This is a genomic window from Luteimonas sp. FCS-9 (genome assembly GCF_001014645.1).
Classification (GTDB): domain Bacteria; phylum Pseudomonadota; class Gammaproteobacteria; order Xanthomonadales; family Xanthomonadaceae; genus Luteimonas.
Genome location: NZ_LASZ01000020.1, coordinates 36,152 through 60,038, shown reverse-complemented (window position 1 = coordinate 60,038; position 23,887 = coordinate 36,152). Strand labels below are relative to the sequence as shown.

Below are 23,887 nucleotides of genomic sequence, written 5' to 3'. Positions count from 1 at the left end.
GGAGCCCTCGTCTCCGCCAACGTATCGAGCACGTCGCCGAGCGCATCGCGCCAGTCCGGCAACGCGACGCCGAAGTCGGACACCAGCGTCGAGGTGTCGAGCCGGGAATAGCCCGGCCGCTTCGCCGGCGTCGGGTAGTCGGCGGTCGTGATGGCCTCGACCGTCGGCACGCGGTCGATCAGGCCGCGTGCGTGTGCGCCGGCGAAGATCGCCTCGGCGAAGCCGTGCCAGCTGGTCTGACCCTCGGCGGTCAGGTGCCAGGTGCCGGATCGTGGATAGTCGCCTTGGAGCATACGAGCGGTGACGTCGGCGATCAGCGCCGCCGGTGTCGGCGTGCCGACCTGGTCGCCGACCACGCGCAGCACGTCGTGCTCGGCGCCCACGCGCAGCATCGTGCGCAGGAAGTTGTGGCCGTGCGCCGCATAGACCCAGGCCGTGCGGAGGATCAGGTGCCGGCCGCCGGCAGCGCGGATCGCGTCCTCGCCCGCCAGCTTGCTCGTGCCGTAGACGCCCAGTGGCGCGGTCGCGTCGTCCGGCCGGTACGGGCGCGTGCCCTGGCCGTCGAACACGTAGTCCGTCGAGTAGTGCACCAGCGGGACGTCGTGCGCGGCGCACCAGCGCGCGATCGCACCCGGCGTCGTCGCGTTGGCGACCAACGCGGCTTCCGGCTCGCTCTCGGCCTTGTCGACGGCGGTGTACGCCGCGGCATTGACCACCCTGACAGGCTTGACGGCATCGAGCAGCGCCACGACGGCATCGGCGTCGGCGAAATCCGCCTGCAGGCACCGCCCGCCGTCGGCGAGCGTGCCGGCGCGCGTTGTTCCCTGCACCACGCCCAGCGGCGCGAGCGCGCGCAGCAGTTCGTGGCCGACCTGGCCGTTGGCGCCGAAGACCAGCGTGGTCATGCGCGCAGGTCCGGCAGCCGATCCTGGGCGATGTCGGACAGCAGCGGCGCGTGCGCATCCTTGTCCGACAGCTGCGGCGCGTCGATCGGCCATTCGATGCCGATCCGCGGATCATCCCAGCGCACGCCGGCATCGGCCTCCTTGACGTAGACGTCGGTGCACAGGTAGCTGAACAACGCGGTCTCCGACAGGACCGCGAACCCGTGGGCGAATCCCTCCGGAATCCAGAACTGGCGCTTGTTCTCCGCGCTCAGCAGCACGCCTTCCCATTGCCCGAATGTCGGCGAGCCGCGGCGGATGTCGACTGCCACGTCGAACACCTCGCCCTGGAGCACGCTGACCAGCTTGCCCTGCGGCCTGGGCCACTGGTAGTGGAGACCGCGCAGCACGCCCTTCGCGGACGACGACACGTTGCTCTGCACGAACGTCGTCGGCAGGCCGTGCTGGCCGAAGCGCTCGGCGTTCCAGGTCTCGAAGAAGAAGCCGCGGGCGTCGCCGAACACGGCTGGCTCGAGCACCACCGCGCCAGGCAGTGTCGTTTCGATGATCTTCAACGCACCACTCCTCGGGTCACCAGGGTCTGCAGGTACTGGCCGTAGCCGTTCTTCGACAGCGGCTTGGCCAGCGCCAGCAACTGCTCGGCGTCGATCCAACCCTGACCGAACGCGATCTCCTCCGGGCAGCACACCTGCAGGCCCTGACGGTCCTGGATGGTCTGGATGAAGTTGGAGGCCTCGTGCAAGGACTGGTGGGTGCCGGTGTCGAGCCAGGCGTAGCCGCGGCCGAGCTGCTCGAGGTACAGCGCGCCGTCGTCGAGGTACCGGCGGTTGAGGTCGGTGATCTCGAGTTCGCCGCGCGGCGATGGCTGGAGCTCGGCGGCGTAGTCGCTGGCGCGACCGTCGTAGAAGTACAGACCGGTGACCGCGTAGTTGGAACGCGGCGACTCGGGCTTCTCGGCGATGTCGACGACCCTACCCTCGGCATCGAACTCCGCCACGCCGTAGCGCTCGGGATCGTTGACCCAGTAGCCGAAGACGGTCGCGCCATCGCCGCGGGCGTCCGCACGCCTGAGCGTGTCGGTCAAACCGTGGCCGTGGAAGATGTTGTCGCCGAGTACCAGGCAGCTCGGCTTGCCACCGACGAACTCACGCCCGATCAGGTAGGCCTGCGCGAGGCCGTCGGGACTGGGCTGGACCGCGTAGCGGATGTCCATGCCCCACTGCGATCCGTCGCCGAGCAGCGCTTGGAATAGCGCCTGCTCGTGCGGCGTGTTGATGATCAGCACCTCGCGGATGCCCGCCAGCATCAGCACGCTGAGCGGGTAGTAGATCATCGGCTTGTCGTAGACCGGCAGCAACTGCTTGCTGACGCCCTTGGTGATCGGATACAGCCGAGTCCCCGAACCGCCGGCCAGGATGATGCCCTTGCGTTGCGTCATTGGAATTCTCTTGTCTCCTCCCCGCGCGCGGGGATCACTGATCTCCCTCGCCCGCACGCGGGGGAGGGCCGGGGTGGGGCACTTCAGGCCGCGGTGCCGATCCGCTCGAGCCGGTAGCTGCCATCAAGGATGCCGCGCACCCAGTCCTGGTTGTCCAGGTACCAGTCGACGGTCTCGGCGATGCCGCTCTCGAACGTGTGGCGCGGTCTCCAGCCCAGTTCGCCCTGCAGCTTCGAGGCATCGATCGCATAGCGGCGATCGTGGCCCGGCCGGTCGGCGACGAACGTGATCTGGCTGCTGCGCGGCTGGCCATCCACCCGGGGACGGCGCGCGTCGAGCAACCCGCAGATGGTCTCGACGACCTCGAGGTTGCGGCGTTCCGAATCGCCGCCGACGTTGTAGGTCTCGCCGACCCGGCCCTTCTCGAGCACCGTGCGAATCGCCTCGCAGTGATCGGTTACGAACAGCCAGTCGCGCACCTGCTGGCCGTCGCCGTAGACCGGCAGCGTCTCGCCAGCCAGCGCCTTGGCGATCACCAGCGGGATGAGCTTCTCGGGAAAATGGTACGGGCCGTAGTTGTTGGAGCAGTTCGTGGTCAACACCGGCAACCCGTAGGTGTGGTGGAACGCGCGCACCAGGTGGTCGGACGCGGCCTTGGAGGCCGAGTACGGCGAATTGGGGGCATAGGGCGTGGTTTCGGTGAACTTGCCGGTCTCGCCGAGCGTGCCGTAGACCTCGTCGGTGGAGACGTGCAGGAAGCGGAACGCGGCCCTTGCGTCGCCATCCAGGCTTTTCCAGTGATCGCGCACCGCCTCGAGCAGGCCAAGCGTCCCGACCACGTTGGTGTCGATGAACGCGGCCGGGCCGTCGATCGACCGGTCGACGTGGCTCTCGGCGGCGAAGTTGAGAACCGCCTCGGGCCGGTGCTCGGCCAGCAGCCGGGCGACCAGCGCCCGGTCGCCGATGTCGCCATGCACGAAGACATGGTCGGGGTTGCCCTCGAGCGAGGCCAGGGTCTGCAGGTTGCCTGCGTAGGTCAACGCATCCAGGTTGACCACGCGCACGCCCAGGCGGACCGCCTCGAGCACGAAATTGCCGCCGATGAAGCCGGCGCCGCCGGTGACGAGCCAAGTGGGCACGGAAACACGCTCCTTTGCATGAATGCGTCGAGACCGCCCGTTAGGCGGGACGACAGAATACCGGTCCCGAGCCCTATGGACCTGCGTCGACGGTCTGCGTTCACCTACACCCGGCGCCGCTCGCTCCCCGCGGCCCGCCCCGCTAGAATCGGGGAATTCGCCCCGCGCCTGCCGCCGCGGCCGGGTGACCCGCCAGACACAAGGAATGCCCGCCCGATGAAGATCCTCGTGGCCTACAAGCGCGTGGTGGACTACAACGTCCGCATCCAGGTCAAGCCCGACGGCTCCGGCGTCGTCACCGACGGCGTCAAGCTGTCGGCCAACCCGTTCGACGAGATCGCGCTCGAGGAAGCCCTCCGGCTGCGCGACAAGGGCATCGCGACAGAGGTCGTGGTCGCCACGATCGCGCCAACCGACGCCCAGGCGCACCTGCGCAACGGCCTGGCGATGGGCGCCAACCGGGCGCTGCACGTCGTCTGCGACCAGCCGATCCAGCCCCTGACCGCCGCCCGCACGCTGCTCAAGCTGGTCGAGAAGGAACAGCCCGACCTCGTCATCCTCGGTAAGCAGGCGATCGACGACGACGCCAACCAGACCGGCCAGATGCTGGCCACGCTGTGGGGACGCCCGCAGGCGACGTTCGCCAGCAAGCTCGAGGTCGCCGATGGCAAGGCCACCGTGACCCGCGAAGTCGACGCGGGGCTGGAGACGCTGGAAGTGGACCTGCCCGCCGTGGTCACGACCGACCTGCGCCTCAACGAGCCGCGCTTCATCAAGCTGCCCGACATCATGAAGGCCAAGGCCAAGCCGCTCGAGTCGATCCCGTTCGCCGACCTCGGCGTCGACGCGGCCGACACGCTCAGGACCTCGCACTACGAGGCGCCGCCCAGGCGCAGCAAGGGCGTCATGGTCAAGGACGCGGCCGAGCTCGTCGCCGCATTGAAGGCCAAGGGCCTGCTCTGATCCGTCGCTCCCGCGCAGCGGGAGCCCAGTGGCTTCCGGCCCGAACGCCGGAATGCATCGACGCGGCGCCGGCACGGACGCGACGATTTCCAGGAGAACCTCCATGACCAACGTCCTCGTCATCGCCGAACACCTCGACGGCAAGCTCAATGCCAGCGCGACCGCCAAGACCGTCGCCGCGGCCCAGGCGCTCTCGCCGGACGCCATCGACGTCGTCGTGCTCGCTGCCGACCCGGCCAGTGCCGCGACCGACGCGGCGACCATCGCCGGCGTCGCCAAGGTGCTCACGGTCGCCAACCCGGCCAATGCACAACCGCTGGCCCAGGTGCTCGGCCCGCAGATCGCCAAGCTCGCCGCCGGCTACAGCCACGTCTTCGCGCCGTCGACCACGTTCGGCAAGGACCTGATGCCGGTGGTCGCTGCCCTGCTCGGCGTCAACCAGATCTCCGATCTGATGACGGTCGAGGGCAGCCACACGTTCAAGCGCCCGATCTACGCCGGCAACGCGATCGTCACCGTCGAGGCGCCTGCGGACCAGCCCGTGGTCGCCACCGTGCGCACTGCGTCGTGGCAGGAAGCCGCACGCGGCGGCAGCGCGGCGATCGAGTCGACCACCGTCGATGCCGACCTGCCTACCCACACGCGCTTCGTGACCCTGGCCGCCGGCAGCACCGACCGTCCCGACCTGCAGAGCGCCAAGCGCGTCGTGGCCGGCGGCCGCGGCGTCGGCTCGGAAGAGAATTTCAAGGTCATCTTCGACTTCGCCGACAAGCTCGGCGCCGCCGTCGGCGCCTCCCGCGCCGCCGTCGATGCCGGCTATGTGCCCAACGAACTGCAGGTCGGCCAGACCGGCAAGATCATCGCGCCCGAACTCTACGTCGCGATCGGCATCAGCGGCGCGATCCAGCATCTGACCGGGATCAAGGACGCCGGCACCATCGTTGCCATCAACAAGGACGCCGACTCGCCGATCTTCGAGATCGCCGACATCGGATTGGCGGGGGATTTGTTCAAGGTGCTGCCCGAGTTGGAAGCAGCACTGTGACTGGCTCCCGCCTAGCTGTGTAAACCCAGCACGTTGTTCCTTGGGATCAGGATTCCGCAGATGAGCGGCTTGTAGCCCAAGCTGGCACGAGGTTGATGCCAGTGATGATGCTGCCAGTTATGAAGGGCGCTGGCCCGCTGGTGTGATTCGACCTAGGAACGTGCATAGCCCATTCACGCAGGCTGGTCTGGAGTAGGCGTTCGGCCTTCGCTGGTGACTCGGCCGACGAAAGCGTGCCAGCTTCTTGATGTCCAGAGGAAGCAATTTTGGCCGGGCCGACGTCCCCCCGAAATTGAGTAGCAGGCTGCTTTGGAGTCCAATCCCTAACGAGCAGGGGATTGGACGTGAAGAAGCGTTTCAGCGAAGAACAGATCATCGGCTTCCTGCGTGAGGCCGAGGCCGAGCTGCCGGTCAAAGAGTTATGCCGTCACACGGCTTCAGCGAGGCGTCGTACTACCTGTGGCGCAGCAAGTTCGGCGGCATGAACGTGTCGGAGGCCAAACGGCTGAAGGAACTGGAGACCGAGAACGCGCGCTTGAAGAAGCTGCTGGCCGAGCAGGTCCTTGAGAACGAAGTGATCAAGGACGTGCTGCGAAAAAAATGGTGAGCGCACCGGCCCGACGCGAGCAGGTGCGCTATATGGAAGGCAAGGGACTCAGCGAGCGGCGCGCTCTGCGCGTGGTCGGCATGAGTGCGAGCGCGCTGCGCTACGTACCCCGCCCGGATCGCAATGTCGAACTGCGGTTGCAGATCCAGGCCTTGGCGCATCGGCACAAGCGCTACGGCGTGGGCATGATCTATCTCAAGCTGCGGCAAAGCGGCCACGTCGTGAACTACAAGCGCGTGGAGCGGCTGTATCAGCAGGCAAAGCTGCAGGTGCGACGCCGCAAGCGCAAGAAGGTGCCGGTGGTTGAGCGGCAACCGCTGATCCGTCCGGCTGCGGCCAACGATGTGTGGTCGATGGATTTCATCTTCGATCGCACGGCCGACGGTCGTGTCATCAAGTGCCTGGTAATCGTGGATGACGCAAGTCACGAGGCCGTGGCAATCGAAGTCGAGCGTGCGATCTCGGGCCACGGCGTCAGCCGCGTACTGACCGCCTGTCACTCAGCCGTGGTCTGCCGAAGGTGATCCGGACCGACAACGGCAAGGAATTCTGCGGTAAGGCCATGATGGCCTGGGCGCACGAGCGTGGCGTGCGTTGCGCCTGATCCAGCCGGGTAAACCTGACCTGCCCCCAGTAGCCGTACCACCAGTTACTGGGAGAGCCCGGGGTTGAAGGGTACTTTGGGTGGATGGGGTTGGGCACGGTGGTTGGCAGCGAACTGGGCGGGCGGAATGCGCCCACAGCTGCTGTGCGGTCTTACCTCGTTGTAATCCCGACGCCACTCGGTGATGACGGCGCGGGCCTGGCAAGTGACGTGAACCAGTGCTCGTTCAGGCACTCGTCCCGGAAGTTGCCGTTGAAGCTTTCGATGTAGCCGTTCTGCATGGGCCGGCCGGGCTCGATCAGCAGGTGCTCGATGCCATGTTGCTGCGCCCATGCGATGAAAGCGCGACTGGTGAACTCCGGGCCGTTGTCGGTGCGCACGGCCTTCGGGTAGCCGCGGAATTTTGCGGCCTGATCGAGCACGCGGATGACGTAGGTGCCGCTGATGCCGTGGTCGACTGTGATGTCCACGCACTCGTGGGTGAAGTCGTCGGCGACCGTCAGGCTCTTCAGGCGACGACCGTTGGCCAGCGCGTCACTGACGAAGTCCATGCTCCACACCGCATTGGCGCGGCTGCAGCCGACAGTGCTTGGCGTTCGCTCGGTGGCCTGCGGACCTTCTTGCGGCGACGCACTGCCAAATTCGCCTCGCGATAGAGGCGATAGACCTTCTTGTGGTTCACAGCCGGGTACTCCGGACGCAGCAGGTCGTGCAGGCGGCGATAGCCAAACCTGCGGCGTACCTGCGCCAGTTCGATGATCCGCGCCGACAGAACCTGCGTTGCAGGCGCCTGTTCGGGCGGATGACGGAAAGCATCGCGGGACAGCCCCGCAAGGCGGCAGGCCCGTCGTTCGCTCACTGTGGTGGCTTCGAGTATGCGACGGACCGCCTCGCGCTTGCGTTGCGGGGCTAGCGTTTTACCCCGAAGCCCACCTTGAGCGCCTCAATGTCCAGGTGCGCCTCGGCCAACAATCGCTTGAGCCGGGCGTTCTCGGACTCGAGCTCCTTCAGCCGCCTGGCATCCTCAGCCTCCATGCCGCCGTACTTGGCGCGCCAGGCGTAGAAGCTGGCCGGGCTGAAGCCGTGCTGCCGGCCCAACTCCGATACCGCCATGCCGGCCTCGGCCTGCTTGATGAAGCCGATGATCTGTTCCGTCGTGAAGCGACTCTTGCGCATGTCCGTCCTCTCTGGGTGACGGACTCTACCTAGCTTTTAGTGGTACGGCTCAGTGGGGGCAGGTCAAACCGAACCAGAACGCTTACGTCGAATCGTTCAACGGGCGCCTGCGCGACGAGTGCCTCAACGAGCACTGGTTTCCGACACTGCTGCACGCGCGAACCGAGATCGAACGCTGCCGCAGGGAATACAACGAAGAACGACCGAAGAGATCGCTTGGCGGGCTAACGCCTGCCGCCTATGCGCAACAGCTGGCTGTGAAACCGCTACGATAAAGCCGGACTCCAAACAGTCCCGCTACTGAAAGCGGGGGGATGTCGGGGCTTCGCGCACTCGTACCGGTTCGGCGGCGGCGCGGGCTCGAGACGGCCCGCCCTGCGCAGCCAACGGTCCACCGTGCTTAGCGGGAAGGGCGCCATGGCGATATGCGGTCGGTGTGACGACTCCGTCGACGTTCTAGCACCGGCTCGACCCGCCCTGTGGGGGTGCCATGTGGGTAGCGATGATGACAGGAGAAGCGATCGGCCAAGCCGGCCACGCCTTCTCCCGTGAAGCGTTTGAGCCACTTGTAACCGGTGTCGGCCGCATGAGCAGCCTCCTCGACGTGCAGCCCCTGCGCCATGATGCGGATCGGTCAAAAGGGCTCGACCGAGAGGCATAAGACAAGCATTATGCGGTTCATCTGGGGCTCCTGGGGCCGTTTGGCTTCGTAACCCCCTACTTCCCAGAGATGTCCGCCGGGTGAACAGCCTATCGAGACCTCACATTTACCGCTTTTCGGTGAATCGCTATGGCACGGAACGTCAATGCTTGAACTGTCGAGCAGAGAGCCCCCGAGCCGACGGGACGGGCGAAGGCCCGGAGGTCGGCGTCAAGGCGATACATCATGGATGACGGCACCCTCGACCTCCCGCAAAAACCACGTTCGTCGATCGTACTCCGTCTGAAAGACCTTGATCCCCTCGAGTGGATAACAGCCGTAAGCGAGGAGATCATTCCGGCCAACAATACGATAGACGTCAACCGGACCTGCTTTTGCGATTGCCCTGCAGCGATCACGGATGTTGTCGATCCGCCCATACGCCACCATCGAGTGGCTGCTGAGGGATGGTTTTATGACGGGCCTGATCGTGGCTATGTCGAACGCCAGCAATCCCACGATTGCAGCAAAAACCAGCAGACCGCGTTCGCGCAGGATGCTATCCACATCCAATTGCGCGTCCTTCACCAATAGGAAGCAATAGCAAAGGAAGAACAACGGGATCGAAGTCCAGAAACGTACACCGGAAAAGAATACATTTGGCAAGGCATCGCGCAGCTTGCCGCTTGAGAAGAGCAGCAGCATGAAGACAGCGAATACAAAGAGCGGCACCAAGCAATAAAGACGCCTACGTTCCCGCATCACGCCACGCGCGATCAGCCCCATGACCGTCAAGAACTGCAAGCACAACAGCGCACGCAGCGCGGGCGCGATCACCGCATCGTTGGCTACATTCTCGAGAAAGGTACGATAGGAGAAACTATACACAGGTGCTTGGTGCACCACTGCTCCTGGCATCGCGTAATGGGCATGCATCGTCCATTTGAGCAGTGCCGCGACCAAGCAGCAAGCGATGCCTGCCGGCACGAGGGATACCAATACCCGCCTGTCGGCCAGCCCGGACAGCAATACCAGCGCAGGGAAGATAGCCATGGGACTTGAGGCGACGGCCAAGCCGATTGCGGCTCCCGACACAACTCGCACCCACAACTCCTGACGGGCGAGCAGCAGCAGCGTCCCGATTGCAGAGAGACCTACGGATGCAGTGAATCCCCTGGGCATCAGCGAAACCTGCAATATCACACTGCCCGCAGATAGCAGGAAGGCTGCCGACACCCACCATACGGCGCGACCTCTCACCAGCCATGCGAACAGCGCGTACGGTGCAAATACGAAGAAGGCCGCCGTCAGCTGCACCGAGAATAAGGCCGGCATCCCCAATCTGACGGGGATCGCCGCGAACCACGCCTCTAGCGGCAACAAATATCCTTGCCCCCAAAAGGACGGCTCCTGGACACGCCCCTCTGCGAGGTAAGCCGCCATCTCGGCGATCACCAGTTGGTCGCCATCGGTGTAATCCCCCACAAACCACTGGAAGACAAAGTAATAGTACACCGAAGCCGTCAACACGAACGAGAGAGCACCGTCCCAACCGCGCCTATCACCGATATCAGCTGGAATGATCCGTGACACCTTGATCACTCGACGCGAACATCGACCGACGGCACTCGCATGCCATGGTCGTGAAACCACAGCATCATCTCCTGGACCAAACTGAACTCTAGTCGGTATTCGCCAGACTTCGCATCAAATTCGACCCTAATTTCAGTCTCTTCGCCCGGAGCCAACACGAGGGATAGGTCCTTCCTTGCGACCCAGCCAACGGAGTGTTCGTCTCGCCCCCCCTCCAACAAACGCCACGACAGTCGCACATTCCGGCCATCGACCTCGAGCGTGCTGAAGTCCCGATCCGAGTCGTTCACGATACGAACGTCCGCAAGAACTCTTTTTCCATCGACCTTCACGCCAACAACCTGAAGTCTAATAGCCGCAACCTGCGCATTCGGAATTCTGCCTGAGAAACGCATCACTCGCCCGTTCGCACATACAGGCTTGGGTACCACGACCAGTCGCTCCCGCAGCTCCTCCACGTCCTCTGAAGCCACGTGGGAATATCTAGAGTAGGCTGCAAGAAAGGTCTCCGGCGATTCACATTGCCCCGTTACCCCCGCGCCCGGCGGCACGTATCCAGAGTAGCCATTCACCGCAGGCAGCGCATGATCCTGGGCATAAATCATGGCATCAAGGTCGTCCAGATGCGGAGCATCGGCCGACCTGTCCGCATATATGACGCTGCGCCCATCGGAGATCGGCATGCGGCGCGCAAAGTCGCGCTGGCGCTGGTGCCAATGTTCCACTGGTGTGCTTATGTGGTGGAAGCCCAGCAGTTCAAACAGGAGAAAAGCGTATGCGGACGCCATCGCGACCGCCTTCCGGCCGGTTCCCCTTTTCGAGAAAAGAAGGACCCAACGATCGACGCCAATTCCAACCAAAATCCCGATCGGCAGCACGAGTACGAGCACGACCCTCGTCACAGCCCGCACTGATGAGATCCCCGGAAGATGGAGAGCCAGCCTGTACAGCGACACTCCATGAAAGCTGATCGTCGTCACACCAAGAATTAGGATTATCAGCACCGCCAGTTTGCCAATCAACGCATGCTCGATGCTTCGTAGCGCCACCAAGCCTCCGATCAGCGCAAAGAGCAGAACGGCAATACCCGCGAAGAGCTGGTGCTCATGTCGCATCGGGACACCCGAAATCCACCCCCCGACCCAGTTCGAAAAGCCCGAGAAGTCCGAAATCAGCCAACTCGACACTCGAGGCAGCATTTCCAGGATCTCACCCCGGGGACGCTCGAACCCGTAGCCGCTAGAGACTGCGTGATACTTCAGCAGCAGGGCACCGACCGCCATCGCAGCTACAAAGACCGCGAAGAGCGAGCCCCACCTGCTCAATGAAGAAGCCGAAAGCCACCATTCCCTGGACTTCTTCAAAGTCGCCCCAACCTGTCCCAGCAGCCACCACCCCACAACCGCCGCAACCATCACATAGAGGGTGAAAACACCGGTATAGATCGCGCAGTAGAACTGCGCCCCCAGCCAGATCGCGCACAAGGCCAGAGAAGTCAGACGGCCGCTTTGCAGCCATTGCCAGCACGACAGGAACGCCAGCGGCACAAACGCGCGATACGCAAACTGAGCGTGCGTCTGCTGCGCCATTACGGGCAACGAAAACGCGAAGACGAATGCGCCAGCGGCCGCACCGAGCGGCCGAAGCCCCAGCTTCCTAAGGGCGTAATGGGCAGCAAGGAAGTTGAGGGCACTTCCCATCATGAGCCACGCTGTCAACGCCGCCTCGCGCTCGAGCCCGGACAACCGGAACAGGGCATAGATGCCGGCCGTACCGAAATGATTGTCACTCAACGCCAGGGTGTTTTGGTAGGGATAGAAGAACCCTGGGCTCCAAAGCGCGACGCCATCGCCCCGCATCCACTGAAAGACGTGCTCGAGGATCACCGAGTTGAAGCGAGCATCGATCAGGTCACCGGGCACCGATGAAAAGTACCCATTCGCCCTCAGCTGATGGAACAGGAGGCCCGACACCAGAAAAGCAGCCGGCCAGAGAACCCGCGCAGCAGTACCCCCGCGCATGCCCTCGCTCTCACCTACACTCATATCCCATGACCTGTTCGCTGTTACGGAATGGATCCGTGAGATCGTCCACATACTCTCCCATCAGTAGCCGGTGAGTGGGCAGCAGATTGCGGCGATAGAAGCGACTGAATCGGGCCAGCCGGTCACCTCGCGCAGTCAGCCTGACACAGCCATCGACGATCTCGATCGTGCCCGACTGAAGCTGCTCGGTTAGGCGCACATCCACCAAACGGTGTTCACTCACGTACTCCTCGGTGAACACCTGCTTGAAGGCATCCTCCCGTATTCCGCCGCCCCGCTGTTGGATCTTCTCTAGGATGTAAAAGGAAAGCGACCGGTCGATCACCGTAGGAAGAGAAATAGCGAAGATGTACCCACCAAGCATCCAAATGGCCAGCAATTGCAAGATCTCAAGCCGACTCCAGGACCTAAATACGCGCAGCGCGAAACATCCGCCGGCAACCGCAGCAGCAGCGATGAACGCGTCCAGAACACTAGCGTAGAAGACCACGTCGACCCGAAAATAGCGCATGTGCAGGTAATAAACCAGCAGCAGCACCAGGATATAGACACCGGTCAGCAACAATGCTTTTCCTATCTTGCTCATTTGAAAACCACGAATTTGTTCGCGACGAAGCTAATAACGATTTGCATAGAGGTGGCCACCAGAAACCCAACTCGGTAATCCAAGACCAGGCGATCGGTCCAGACATACAGCACAAGCGAGTGCAACAATGCAATTCCAGCATAGATCGACACAAACAACGCGCCCTGCCTCACGACGCCTCGGCTGCTGCCTCGAAAGACGAAATAACGACTCCCCAGAAACGACGCAGCGATACCAAACACAGCCGCCAAGCCGTTGGCGATGCCGGCCGATTGCATGGCAAGCACTTCTATGTTGAAGGTCAGGGCGCAGAAGTGAATCGCCGTCGCAATCACCCCGTTGATGAAGTAACGCACGATCTGATCACGCAGACCGACGTTACGCGGCACGGACATAAACGACCTCGTCAATGAAGTTCTTGTAAGCTCCTGCATCGAGCACACCTCCATTGCGGATCATGCCGGAAAGCATGAGGACGATCAGCGTCAATGCCGCAGTCTGCAGAAACACCAGCAGCAGAATGCCCGTCACCAACGAGAACCAGCCAGGCGTAGCGAATCCGACAGCCTTCAGGAGCAGAGCCAACATGCCGCCGAATACCGAGAGTCCAGCCACGAGAGTACAGGCGATCCCGACCCGTACGAGCACATCCTCGGCGAACACCATCAGCGCCCGGAATCCATGGAGGGCCAAGCCGACAAAGTTCATCTTGCTCTGGCCCGCGTAGCGTGGCCCTCGGTCCAGCGCCCGGTTGACGACGCGCAGTTTGGAATTGAGCACGCTGGCCGCAACGTGCGTCCACACTTCCTGCATCACCGCTAGGCGACGTACCGCCGGCATCTTCAAAGCCATGAAGTTTCCGAATCCGATCTTGCGGCCAGTCAACGTCGAGAACAGATGTCTGTAGACGATATAGAACAGCTTAAAACGCAACGTCTCCACTCTGCTTTTCCGCGTCGCTGCCACCACGTCCACGTCCGGCGAGTCGAGCCCTTCGAGAAGTTCCCCGATGCTCTGAGGAGTATCTTCACCATCCGAGTCCATCACGACCACACGTTGCTGGTCGCCGAAGTTGTCTGCAACGTACCCAAGCCCGATGGCGATAGCTCGCTGGTGACCGACGTTACGGCGCAGTTTCAGCACCACTCCCTTCAATCCGGCGTCAGCGATGGCGGCGGCGTCCAGAGGCTGGCGTACGGAACCATCGTCAACGGCCACGACGTAGACGCCGCCCCCTTGATGCCTTGCCAGTTCCTGGAACAATTTGGTCGATGCTTCGATGTCCTCGTACACAGGCATCACGACCACAAGCGGATAGCTACCCATACTCATTCCTGCAGTCGTCTGCGGAAGTAGGCAATTGTTTCCTTCAGGCCGTCTTCCAAGCCCACCTTGGGCTGCCAACCTTCTAACCTCTCCTTCGCCAAGCTGATATCCGGCTGTCGCTGTTTCGGATCGTCCGAAGGCAGCGGCTTGAACGCCAGTCTCGACCTCCCACCGACCTGACGGAGTACCGCTTCGGCGAGTTCCAGCATGGTGTATTCGCCAGGATTGCCGATGTTAATTGGACCGGTGAAGTCAGCGGGCGTGTCCATCAGGCGCATCATCCCTTCGATCAGGTCATCCACGTAACAGAAGCTCCGCGTCTGCTCGCCATTCCCGTAGATCGTGATGTCCTCGCCCTTCAACGCTTGGACGATGAAATTACTGACCACGCGTCCATCATTGGGATGCATTCGAGGCCCATAGGTATTGAAGATACGCATGACCTTGATCTCCAGCCTGTGCTGGCGCAAGTAATCGAAGAACAAAGTCTCCGCACAGCGCTTACCCTCGTCATAGCAGCTCCGAATACCGATAGGATTCACTCGCCCCCAGTAGCTCTCCTCCTGCGGATGAACCTCCGGATCCCCATAGACCTCGCTCGTGCTGGCCTGGAGAATGCGCGCCTTGGTACGCTTCGCCAGCCCGAGCATGTTGATCGCACCGATCACGCTCGTCTTCGTCGTCTGGACAGGATCGTGCTGGTAGTGAACCGGACTTGCGGGACAAGCAAGATTGAAGATGCGATCGATCTCGACATATAGCGGAAAGGTAACGTCATGCCGCATGAATTCGAAATGCTGATGACCAAGCAGCCCCGAGATATTGCTTCTCGTGCCGGTATACAGATTATCCACGCATAACACATCGTGGCCCGCATCGACCAGTCGATCGCAAAGATGGGACCCCAGGAATCCAGCGCCGCCTGTCACCAATACACGATCCATCACGCCCCCCCTTCCGACACGCGTATCGACTGAAAGATCGGTTCGATCTTCCTCATAATCTCCCTGCCGAATATTTCGGGTGCATACTTCTGAACGCTCTCTACCGCCCTCCCACGCAGCCGATCCATCTCCGCCCCCTTGTGCATCTTCATCAGCGCAACCGTGCGCCCCACCAGCTCCTCCTCTGTTCGGAAGTAGAATCCGTTGACGCCGTTCTCCACGGTCTCCCGCTGCCCGCCGAGAGGCATCACGATCGGCACTACACCCGCCGCCATCGCCTCACAAGTCGTCATGCCGAAGTGCTCCATCTTCTCGGGTTCGGCAAATTCATCCTCGCCCCACCCCGAGCCATGCCAGAAGATACTGGCCGCGGCGTACTCACCAAGAAGCTCAGCGCTGCCGAGGTTTCCGAGAATCCTAATTGGATAGCCCTGCGCCAGCTCGTTGACCTTCTCGAAATAGCGCAGGTGATCTCCACGCTCGGAATGCACGCTCCCCGCCAAGTGGTATTCCCATCCCTCAGGCAGTAGACCGCGATCGCAGATCCGACGGAAGGCCGAGATCATCTCAAGATGCTTCTTGTTATGGTCGCCCGCAAAGAATCGACCGACACTGAGCACAACCTTTCTCTTTTCTTCCAGATCGCTTGAACGATAGCGCCCAACATCGATCGGGGGAGGCAACACGTCTGCACGCCGGCCCCAGCGCTCCCTGATCCACCCCCCGGTGAACTCTGAATTCGCGAGCAGGAGATCGTAGCTATCGAGGAACTGTCTCGCTTTTCCCGGGGGAATGAGACGAAACAACCGCCTCGTACGATCCAGCCATCCCGCCAGCATGTCCTGCCTGGCAGATCTCAGGTTCCGCGAAATCCTGCCAAGCGCGCGGGCCGGCAGAGATAATTCGCCGAGGTGGTGGGGAAAAAAGACTAGGTAGACCGATCGTTTGGCCTGCGAGATCATCGACGAACAATACGTTGAATTGATGAAGAGATCGTAGCAGGCAGACCTCGGCGCCAGCTCCGCACACGAATCTCCCGGCCAGTCGACCCAGTTCACACGTTCCAGCCCCAATCCCATGCGCGAGCGAAAGGCATCGACATCGAGAGGAGAGACCCTGATCAGGTCCACGTCGTGCTCGCGACTGAGCACTTCAGCAATAGTGCCGACGTGCTTCTCACCTCCTCCCATCGTCCCCCAGTATCTATTGTAGATCCCGATCTTCATCAATATGCCCCATCGTGTCTTCTGGCCTAGGCCTTGCTGTCCAGCGGTAGAACAAGGCCCTCGGGATCTGCTTGAGCAAGCTGACCTGCAGCCGCAACCGCAAATTCAACTCTTGGCGGGCTAAGTGACGCCCCCTTCCGGGAGAAATCAAACCCCGAACCGCAAGACCGAAGCGCGCCAGTTCGACGAAATACGAGCGAAAGGCGACCCGAAGCGGCGCGTGTTTGAAACGCAGGAGTATGTGGTTTCTCGACACGTAGAACAAGAAGGTCGGGGACCATTCCACGCTCGATCCAGTATGGATATGCCTCACCACGCTACTTGGGACATAGCGCATGATCCCTCCAGCCCGCCGGATACGCCAACACAGATCGGTGTCCTCGTAGTACATGAAGAAGGACGAATCGAACAAACCGACTCGCTCCAGAACCGATCTGCGCATGAGCATCGAGGCGCCGCACAAGGCGTCAACGTCTTCTTCGTGCGCATACTGGCCCGCATCGGGCTCGTAGATGCCGCGATCACCCGCATTACCCGACTCGTCAAGCCGCGTGCCCGCATTGTTAATGACATCGAAAGCGGAGGACGCGAGAATCTCGCCTCCGATCGCGAACTCGTGGCTCTCGAGGGCGTTACCCGCCACTCCCTCGCCAACGACGCGACCGCCTACTTCCACCGTGAACTCCACCCCCGCCGCCGCGTCTGTCGCCGAAAGCTCCAGGCATAGCGTTGCACCCTGCTCTACCGAAGTTGGGATCGGGAGCAGGAACCTGCCTTGGCCGTTGGTCCAACGCACCTTAGCGCCACCTATCGACTCCCCTGGCCAGAAGCCATCGGCGAAGACGGGCTTACGATATCCGGCTTCGGGGAACTCGCTGGCTTCGCTCACAAGCAGACCGAGGCGGCGGGTATCCCGGGAAAGGCCGAGCTCTTGCGGGCAGAAGGCGGGACTCCTGACGAGAACTTCGACGTATCGCCGGAAGAACACGATCTTCGAGCCGACCGCCCACACTCTTTCATCCCGCATCAATGCGGAGACCAGTGCGGTCAGCCAGCCCGGCTCAACCTCGGTGTCGTTGTTGATCAAGCCGATCAGCTCGCCACGCGCGCTGCGCATGCCGAGATTATTTCCGCCCGCGAACCCGAGGTTTGAGCCGGCACGAATCACCCTGACACCGGGACAGCATTGCGCGAGATAATTCAGCGACTCATCGGAAGACGCGTTGTCGACGAGAACGATTTCGTAACGGGGGTAGTCGAGCCGCGACAGGCTGGCCATCAGTCCGGGGAGATAGCGCAGGCCGTTGTAGTTGACCACGATCAGGCTGACCAAAGGCAAGCTGGCAACGAGGGTCTCGCATCGCTTCAGCATTGTGTCCCTGCGCCGAGCCAATCCATCGAAGTCGCCGGCGGACCTTGGAGACGCCATCTCAAGACCTGTGCCTGACGTGGCAAGTGCGGGCGCGCCGCCATGTTTCCAGGATTGATCGCTTACACTTACGACACTCCAGGCCGCCTTATCTGCGCCGCGACCGAGAACTCCCTCGAGCCGAAGCAGCCAATCACGGTCCCGCTCCTCCAGCGCCACCTCCTCCGAATGTTTGGCATGCTCCAGGCGCGCGCTCCATCTTGCGTCTTTGTCCTGGAGCATCGAGTCCCGCTCTCTGCCTATTCTCTCGATCTCCTGGCGATAATCCGCCGCGACCTGCTCGACCCTTTTTGCCCAGGCATCGTCCTTGTCGCGCAACATCGCATCACGCTCTCTACCGATCCGGACGATCTCGCTCTGGTAGTCCGTCGCAATGGATTCGATCCTGCTCTCGATGTAGCCTGAGACCTCGAATACGGAGACCGGCAGTGTTGGCAGATCTACGTTCGAGGCCAACGCAATGAAGTAGACGGGCTCTCTGGGGAGAGCCGCCTCGCTGACGTCGCCCGCGCCACCTCCACCTTGAGGCACCCAGAAATGCGAGGCACCTTCCTGCCCAGTCAAGTTACGGGCCGCAGGTCCGACCAAGGACCCCATAACAGTTCGTTGCCCGTAGAGCTCAACCTTTGCGAACTTGGAGTGGAGAAGCTCGATCAACTCGTTCCGATCGAGTTCCTTGACATGAAAGGGGTTGCGATAGCCTGGCCGTTCAGAGTACTCGTACCTGTCGGGACTGGAGATCACGAGCAATCCACCAGGCCGGAGCACACGTGAAACCTCTTCGATCATCGCATCGTGCTGGTCGTGATGCTCGATCGTCTCGAAACTGACGACTACGTCCACGCTCGCATCCGGCAACGGGATCGCCGCACAGTCTCCAACTTCGAAACGAAGATTTTCTCGACAGTAAGCGAGCCGTGCGTGCTCTACAGCCTGGGGCGAGACATCTACTCCAACGACGCTGGCGGCTCGCTCAGAGAGAAGATGAGCACCATAGCCCTCGCCACAAGCTATATCCAGCACCTCACGCCCAGCGACGAGTGCCAGCGCAAGCCGGTAACGGTGATAATGCTCCATTTCGATCTCACCGGATACTCCGGGGACGAATCTCTCGCCGGTGAATTCCATAGCCTCGCTGGCTTGGTCGTTAGATGCCTGCGTCATTCCGCCTCCATGACGATCTGCTTCATCGGAACACCAACCAGACCCAGACAGACCACGCTGCTGTGAACCTGCAGGATCATCGCATCGTGCACCCAATGATGCTGGACATGATCGGCCTGGGTACCCTCCGCGATCGCCGGCGAGATGCTGTACTCCCCCGGTGGCAGCACCGGAAACCTGAAAGCAAAGCGCGCGACCAGCCGACGCCCCGCATGCGCCGCAACCGGCGCATCCTGATAGGACAGGTAGGTGTTATCGGAAAATATGATCTGGCCGAGCTTGTCCTTCACTACAAACCCCAGGATCGGCTTGGGAATGTCGCGAAAGATCGAGGCGGAGATCTCGAGGGTGACATGCTGGCCACCGACGGCCCAGCCTACCTGCCGGCCATCCGGATCAAGGAGTCTGACTCCGTCGACCTTCGCGTAGCCGGTTCCGAATCCGGCCTTCGATTCGTCGAACCTGAAAACCTCGATATCATTACGCAGCGAAGAAGCATCGATCATTGCTTGGCGCACGTCGATGTCTTCGCCCGGCACGACGCAGGCCGCGGCATCGCGGCTATCAACACGAGCTGACTGCGGGAGCTCCGACTCCTCGGTCTTTCCGTCAGATTCGAAGAGCGATGCCAGATACCCCTGGGAAACGGCCTTGGGCGGCCCACTCATCCTCAGCACGCCCTTGTCGAGCCAGAGCGCGTAGTCACAAAGATTTAAGATCGCCCCCATGTCGTGACTACAAAAGAGCAAGGTGCCTTGCCGCATGAATTCGCGCAGGAAGCGCATACATTTCTGGGTAAAGTACGCATCCCCGACGGAAAGCGCCTCGTCAATCACCAGGATATCAGCGTCGACGTGTGCGATCACGGAGAAGGCCAGCCTGACCACCATGCCGCTCGAGTACGTCTTGACCGGCTGCTCGATGAAATCACCTATGCCTGAAAACTCAACAATGGCAGCGTAACGCTCGCTCATCGTCGCCCGGTCAAGCCCGAATAGCGCGCCGCTCAGCAAGACATTTTCCCTGCCGGTGAATTCGGGATTGAACCCCGACCCCAATTCGAGAAGCGCGGCGATGCGGCCCCTAGTCTGTACACTGCCCGTCGACGGCATCAACGTGCCGCAGACCAGCTGCAGCAACGTCGACTTGCCCGATCCGTTTCGGCCGATGATACCGATCGTCTGTCCTTTTCGAACTTCGAACGACAGGTTCTTGAGCGCCCAGAACTCACGGAAGTACCGCTTCGGAACTCCGCCCAAGGCGCGATCCAATGGAGGAAGCAGGAACTGTTTCAGCCTGTCGGAGGGCGAACCGTATATTTCGTAGTACTTGCCCAACCCTTCCGCAGCAATCACGACCTCGCCAAGGGCAGCCCCGTCGACCTGTTCGTCAGAGGACATCTGCGAACCCCGTGCGCAACCGCTGGAAAGAAAAGTAGCCAAGCCAAGCGATGCCCAGCGCTGCCAAGGAGTAGAGAAGGAGCCCCAAGAGGTCCGGCCACGCCCCCCAGATCAGCACCTGGCGCGACTGCTCCATGATGAACGTCAACGGATTGAACAGGAACAGCCATTGGTACTGCTGCGGCCACGCGCTCTGAGGGTAGAAAACCGGCGACAGGAATAACAGCGCCGTGGTCACGAACATCGTCGTCTGCTTGAGATCCCGGATAAAGACACCAAGCGCTGCCAGCATCCATCCGATCCCGACCATCATGATCAGCAGCGGTGCAAACACCAATGGCAGCATCAAGGCGTGCCAGTGTAAGCCCCCCCCGGACAGAATCATTCCAAGCAGCAACACCACAGTGCCCGCAAGCCCCTGAAAGATTGCATTCCCTAGACTGATGACGGGCAGTATCTGCAGGGGAAACACCACTTTCGTCACGTAGTTAGTGTTCTCGAGGACAATGCCGGGCGCGCGGTTCACCACTTCGGCGAACATACCGTGCACGATTACCCCGACAAACATCACGAAGGCGAACTGCGTCCTGCTTTCGCCAGCATCTGCAGCCCAGCGGGCACGAAAAATCACCGAGAATACGAACGTGTAGATCAGCAACATCAACAGCGGATTGATCAGCGCCCAGACGAGCCCGATATAGGAGCCCTTGTAGCGGCTCTGGATATCGCGCTTAGCGAGGAGCCAGATGACCCCCCTGTTCTCCCAGATGGACCGAAACATCGATCCAGGAGTCGCAGAATGCTTGCCGGCATCGGTATTCGTGATTGTGCTCATGCTCACTCTAGGCGCTTGCGGGCCAAAAGATGCCCTGATCGCCAGGGTGCAGCGACGCAGCGTGCGTCAAGCTCATAGCGCTACGGCCAAGGCCTGATCGAGATCCGCCCGCAGATCCTCCACGTCCTCCACCCCCACACTCAACCGCACCAGATCATCGTGGATCCCAAGCTGCGCGCGCCGCTCGACGGGCACCGAGGCGTGCGTCATCACCGCCGGGTGGTTGACCAGGCTCTCCACGCCACCGAGCGATTCGGCCAGGGTGAACAGTTCCGTACGCTCGCAGAAACGCTGCGCGGCGGCGTAGCCGCCCTTGAGGCGGACCGAGACGATGCCGCCGAAGCCGTCCATCTGGCGCTTGGCCAGCGCGTGCTGCGGGTGCGAGGACAGGCCGGGGTAGATCACCTGCTCGACCGCGGCATGGCCCTCGAGAAACTCGGCCAGGGCCTGGGCGTTCTCGCAGTGCGCGCGCATGCGCAGGTGCAGCGTCTTGAGGCCACGCAGCGCCAGGAAGCTGTCGAACGGGCCCTGGACGGCGCCGGCGGAGTTCTGCAGGAACGCGATCCGGTCCGCCAGCTCGGCATCGTCGCCGACGACGAGGACGCCGCCGACCATGTCCGAATGGCCGTTGAGGTACTTGGTGGCCGAGTGCATGACGATGTCGGCGCCCTGCTCGAGGGGGCGCTGCACGATCGGCGAGGCGAACGTGTTGTCGACGACGACGCGCAGGCCGCGGCGGTGCGCCCGCTCGGCGATCGCCTGGATGTCGACGATCTTGAGCATCGGATTGGTCGGCGTCTCGATCCAGACGAGCTTCGTCCGGTCGGTCACCGCGGCGTCGAACGCCTCGGGATCGGTCAGGTCGACGTAGCTGAAGGACAGGCCGGCGCTGCGCGTGCGCACGCGCTCGAACAGGCGATAGGTGCCGCCGTACAGGTCGTCCATCGCGATGACGTGGTCGCCGCTGTCGAGCAATTCGAGCAGGGTCGCGGTCGCGGCCATACCCGAGGCGAATGCGAAGCCGCGGCTGCCGCCTTCCAGGCCCGCGACGCAGCGCTCGTAGGCGAAGCGGGTCGGGTTGTGCGTGCGCGAGTACTCGAAGCCCTGGTGCTCGCCCGGGCTGGACTGCGCGTACGTGGACGTCGCGTAGATCGGCGGCATCACCGCGCCGGTGCTGGGGTCGGGCGACTGGCCGGCGTGGATGGCCTTGGTGCCGAGTGTCCACTGCGCCGGATCGGCCGCATTGCGGTCGTCGGTCATGGAAGAAGGTCCTGTTCGACTGGCCGGCGATTCTAGCACCGGGCCCTACGCGCCCCGCGGCGCCCGGACACGTGCCGGACGTCGTGCGCGCCCCGTTCAGCCTGGGCCGCGGCGCGCCGCGATCACGCCCCTGCGCGCCGGGCGTCGCGGCGTCCCGGCAGCAGGGTCGCCCGGCGTGCGGGGGCTACTGCACCCGCCGCCGCAGGTAGTTCAGCAGGTCGATCCGCGTGATCAGGCCAAGGAAGCGGTCGCCGTCAGTGACGATCGCGACCTGCCCGCGGTCGAACACCGGCAGCAGCGCCTCGACCGGCGACTTGACGTCGAGGAAGTCGAGCTTGCTGACCATCGCCGTCGACACCGGATCGCGGAAGCGGGCCTCGTCGCCGTAGACGTGCAGCAGCACGTCGCTCTCGTCGAGGATGCCGACGATGCGGTCGCCCTCCATGACCGGCAGCTGCGAGATCTCGTAGAGCTTCATGCGCTGGTAGGCGGTGACCAGCAGATCGCCCGGCGCCAGCACGACGGTGTCGCGGCGCGAGTACGGGCGCAGGATCAGGTCGCGCAGGTCGCCGTGCTGCTCGCGCTCGATGAAGCCGTTGTCGAGCATCCAGTAGTCGTTGTAGAGCTTGCTCAGGTACTTGTTGCCGGTGTCGCAGACGAACACGAGCACCTTCTTTGGGCGCGTCTGCGCGCGGCAGTACTTGAGCGCGGCCGCCAGCAGCGTACCGGTCGAGGAGCCGCCGAGGATGCCTTCGGCCTGCAGCAGCTCGCGCGCGGCCAGGAAGCTCTCGCGGTCGCTGATCGCGTAGGCCTGGCCGACGCGCGAGAAATCGGAGATGCCGGGCAGGAAGTCCTCGCCGATGCCCTCGACCATCCAGCTGCCCGACTTCTCGTTGAGCGTGCCTTCGTTGATGTACTCGGCCAGGATCGAGCCGACGGGATCGGCCAGCACCAGCTCGACATCGGGGGCGTGTTGGGCGAAGCAGCGCGACAGGCCGGTCATCGTGCCCGAGCTGCCGCAGCCGAAGACGATCGCGTCCAGGCCGCCGACCTCGGCCATCTGCCGCAGGATCTCGGGGCCGGTGCCGTGCTCGTGCGCGGCGGGGTTGTCGGGGTTGCCGAACTGGTTGATGAAGTAGGCCCCTGGCGTCTCGGCGGCGATGCGTGCGGCGAGGTCCTGGTAGTACTCCGGATGGCCCTTGGCGACGTCCGAGCGCGTGAGCACGACCTCGGCGCCCATCGCCTTGAGGTTGAAGATCTTCTCGCGGCTCATCTTGTCGGGGACGACCAGGATCAGCTTGTAGCCCTTCTGCTGGGCCACCAGCGCCAGGCCGATACCGGTATTGCCGGCCGTGCCCTCGACCAGCGTGGCGCCGGGCGCGATGTCTCCGCGCTGCTCGGCCGCCTCGATCATGCTCAGGCCGATCCGGTCCTTGATCGAGCCGCCGGGATTCTGGTTCTCGAGCTTGAAGTACAGCTCGCAGACGCCGGCGTCGAGGCTGCGCGCCTTGACGATCGGGGTGTCGGCGATCAGGTCGAGTACGGAAGAGGCGATCGGCATG

Annotated in this window: 18 protein-coding genes and 3 pseudogenes; 4 read left to right on the top strand and 17 right to left on the bottom strand. The window is 62.6% G+C overall.

Annotation, left to right across the window (positions count from 1 at the left end):
- The 4 genes from rfbD to rfbB form a co-directional block, all read right to left on the bottom strand.
- Positions 1-905, bottom strand: a 905-nt coding sequence (rfbD, locus tag WQ56_RS14905) for a dTDP-4-dehydrorhamnose reductase (RefSeq protein ID WP_047137927.1), incomplete at its 3' end; no start/stop codon positions are given.
- Entirely contained in the window at positions 902-1,459 is a 558-nt protein-coding gene (gene rfbC, locus WQ56_RS14900) for a dTDP-4-dehydrorhamnose 3,5-epimerase (RefSeq protein ID WP_047137926.1), read from the bottom strand. The genes rfbC and rfbD, both read right to left, overlap by 4 nt.
- Positions 1,456-2,343, bottom strand: a complete 888-nt coding sequence (rfbA, locus tag WQ56_RS14895) for a glucose-1-phosphate thymidylyltransferase RfbA (protein WP_047137925.1) — start codon at positions 2,341-2,343, stop codon at positions 1,456-1,458. Before rfbA ends, rfbC begins: the two co-directional genes overlap by 4 nt.
- A gap of 83 nt (positions 2,344-2,426) precedes the next feature.
- A complete protein-coding gene (rfbB, locus tag WQ56_RS14890) occupies positions 2,427-3,482 on the bottom strand; it encodes a dTDP-glucose 4,6-dehydratase (RefSeq protein ID WP_047137924.1) in 1,056 nt (351 codons plus the stop codon).
- 216 nt (positions 3,483-3,698) lie between these two features.
- Between rfbB and WQ56_RS14885 the strand changes: the two genes are divergently transcribed.
- The 3 genes and pseudogenes from WQ56_RS14885 to WQ56_RS18775 form a co-directional block, all read left to right on the top strand.
- Complete coding sequence (locus WQ56_RS14885; RefSeq protein ID WP_047137923.1) at positions 3,699-4,445, top strand: electron transfer flavoprotein subunit beta/FixA family protein; 747 nt, start codon at positions 3,699-3,701, stop codon at positions 4,443-4,445.
- A gap of 103 nt (positions 4,446-4,548) precedes the next feature.
- On the top strand, positions 4,549-5,490 hold the full coding sequence (locus tag WQ56_RS14880) for an electron transfer flavoprotein subunit alpha/FixB family protein (RefSeq protein WP_047137922.1): 942 nt from the start codon (positions 4,549-4,551) through the stop codon (positions 5,488-5,490).
- A gap of 344 nt (positions 5,491-5,834) precedes the next feature.
- A pseudogene (locus WQ56_RS18775) lies at positions 5,835-6,721 on the top strand (IS3 family transposase); the annotation flags it as partial.
- A 25-nt stretch (positions 6,722-6,746) separates the two neighbouring features.
- Here WQ56_RS18775 and WQ56_RS18770 read toward each other — a convergent pair.
- A pseudogene (locus WQ56_RS18770) lies at positions 6,747-7,877 on the bottom strand (IS3 family transposase).
- Between the two features lie 65 nt (positions 7,878-7,942).
- On the opposite strand from WQ56_RS18770, the pseudogene WQ56_RS18765 reads away from it, so the two are divergent.
- A pseudogene (locus WQ56_RS18765) lies at positions 7,943-8,152 on the top strand (transposase); the annotation flags it as partial.
- 596 nt (positions 8,153-8,748) lie between these two features.
- Here WQ56_RS18765 and WQ56_RS14855 read toward each other — a convergent pair.
- The 12 genes from WQ56_RS14855 to WQ56_RS14800 form a co-directional block, all read right to left on the bottom strand.
- Positions 8,749-10,110 (bottom strand): hypothetical protein, encoded by a 1,362-nt coding sequence (locus WQ56_RS14855; RefSeq protein ID WP_156170566.1) that lies wholly within the window; start codon positions 10,108-10,110, stop codon positions 8,749-8,751.
- A gap of 5 nt (positions 10,111-10,115) precedes the next feature.
- Positions 10,116-12,032, bottom strand: coding sequence for a hypothetical protein (locus WQ56_RS14850; RefSeq protein ID WP_156170565.1), 1,917 nt, complete (start codon positions 12,030-12,032; stop codon positions 10,116-10,118).
- A 109-nt stretch (positions 12,033-12,141) separates the two neighbouring features.
- Complete coding sequence (locus WQ56_RS14845; RefSeq protein WP_047137918.1) at positions 12,142-12,741, bottom strand: hypothetical protein; 600 nt, start codon at positions 12,739-12,741, stop codon at positions 12,142-12,144.
- A complete protein-coding gene (locus WQ56_RS14840) occupies positions 12,738-13,136 on the bottom strand; it encodes a GtrA family protein (protein ID WP_047137917.1) in 399 nt (132 codons plus the stop codon). Before WQ56_RS14840 ends, WQ56_RS14845 begins: the two co-directional genes overlap by 4 nt.
- Positions 13,120-14,067 (bottom strand): glycosyltransferase, encoded by a 948-nt coding sequence (locus WQ56_RS14835; protein WP_231583431.1) that lies wholly within the window; start codon positions 14,065-14,067, stop codon positions 13,120-13,122. The genes WQ56_RS14840 and WQ56_RS14835 overlap by 17 nt, the downstream gene beginning before the upstream one ends.
- Positions 14,068-14,069: 2 nt before the next feature.
- Entirely contained in the window at positions 14,070-15,011 is a 942-nt protein-coding gene (locus WQ56_RS14830) for a UDP-glucuronic acid decarboxylase family protein (protein ID WP_047137915.1), read from the bottom strand.
- The gene (locus WQ56_RS18215; RefSeq protein WP_082132442.1) at positions 15,011-16,237 is read right to left on the bottom strand and encodes a glycosyltransferase family 4 protein; all 1,227 of its coding nucleotides are present in this window, start codon (positions 16,235-16,237) and stop codon (positions 15,011-15,013) included. Before WQ56_RS18215 ends, WQ56_RS14830 begins: the two co-directional genes overlap by 1 nt.
- A complete protein-coding gene (locus WQ56_RS14820; protein WP_082132441.1) occupies positions 16,215-18,830 on the bottom strand; it encodes a methyltransferase domain-containing protein in 2,616 nt (871 codons plus the stop codon). Before WQ56_RS14820 ends, WQ56_RS18215 begins: the two co-directional genes overlap by 23 nt.
- On the bottom strand, positions 18,827-20,230 hold the full coding sequence (locus tag WQ56_RS14815) for an ABC transporter ATP-binding protein (RefSeq protein ID WP_047137914.1): 1,404 nt from the start codon (positions 20,228-20,230) through the stop codon (positions 18,827-18,829). Before WQ56_RS14815 ends, WQ56_RS14820 begins: the two co-directional genes overlap by 4 nt.
- Complete coding sequence (locus WQ56_RS14810) at positions 20,220-21,065, bottom strand: ABC transporter permease (RefSeq protein ID WP_047137913.1); 846 nt, start codon at positions 21,063-21,065, stop codon at positions 20,220-20,222. Before WQ56_RS14810 ends, WQ56_RS14815 begins: the two co-directional genes overlap by 11 nt.
- A 72-nt stretch (positions 21,066-21,137) precedes the next feature.
- Positions 21,138-22,325 carry a cystathionine gamma-synthase gene (locus WQ56_RS14805; RefSeq protein ID WP_047137912.1) on the bottom strand — a complete coding sequence of 396 codons (1,188 nt, stop codon included), beginning with the start codon at positions 22,323-22,325 and terminating at the stop codon, positions 21,138-21,140.
- Positions 22,326-22,509: 184 nt separating this feature from the next.
- A complete protein-coding gene (locus tag WQ56_RS14800) occupies positions 22,510-23,886 on the bottom strand; it encodes a pyridoxal-phosphate dependent enzyme (protein ID WP_047137911.1) in 1,377 nt (458 codons plus the stop codon).
- Position 23,887: the final 1 nt, after the last annotated feature.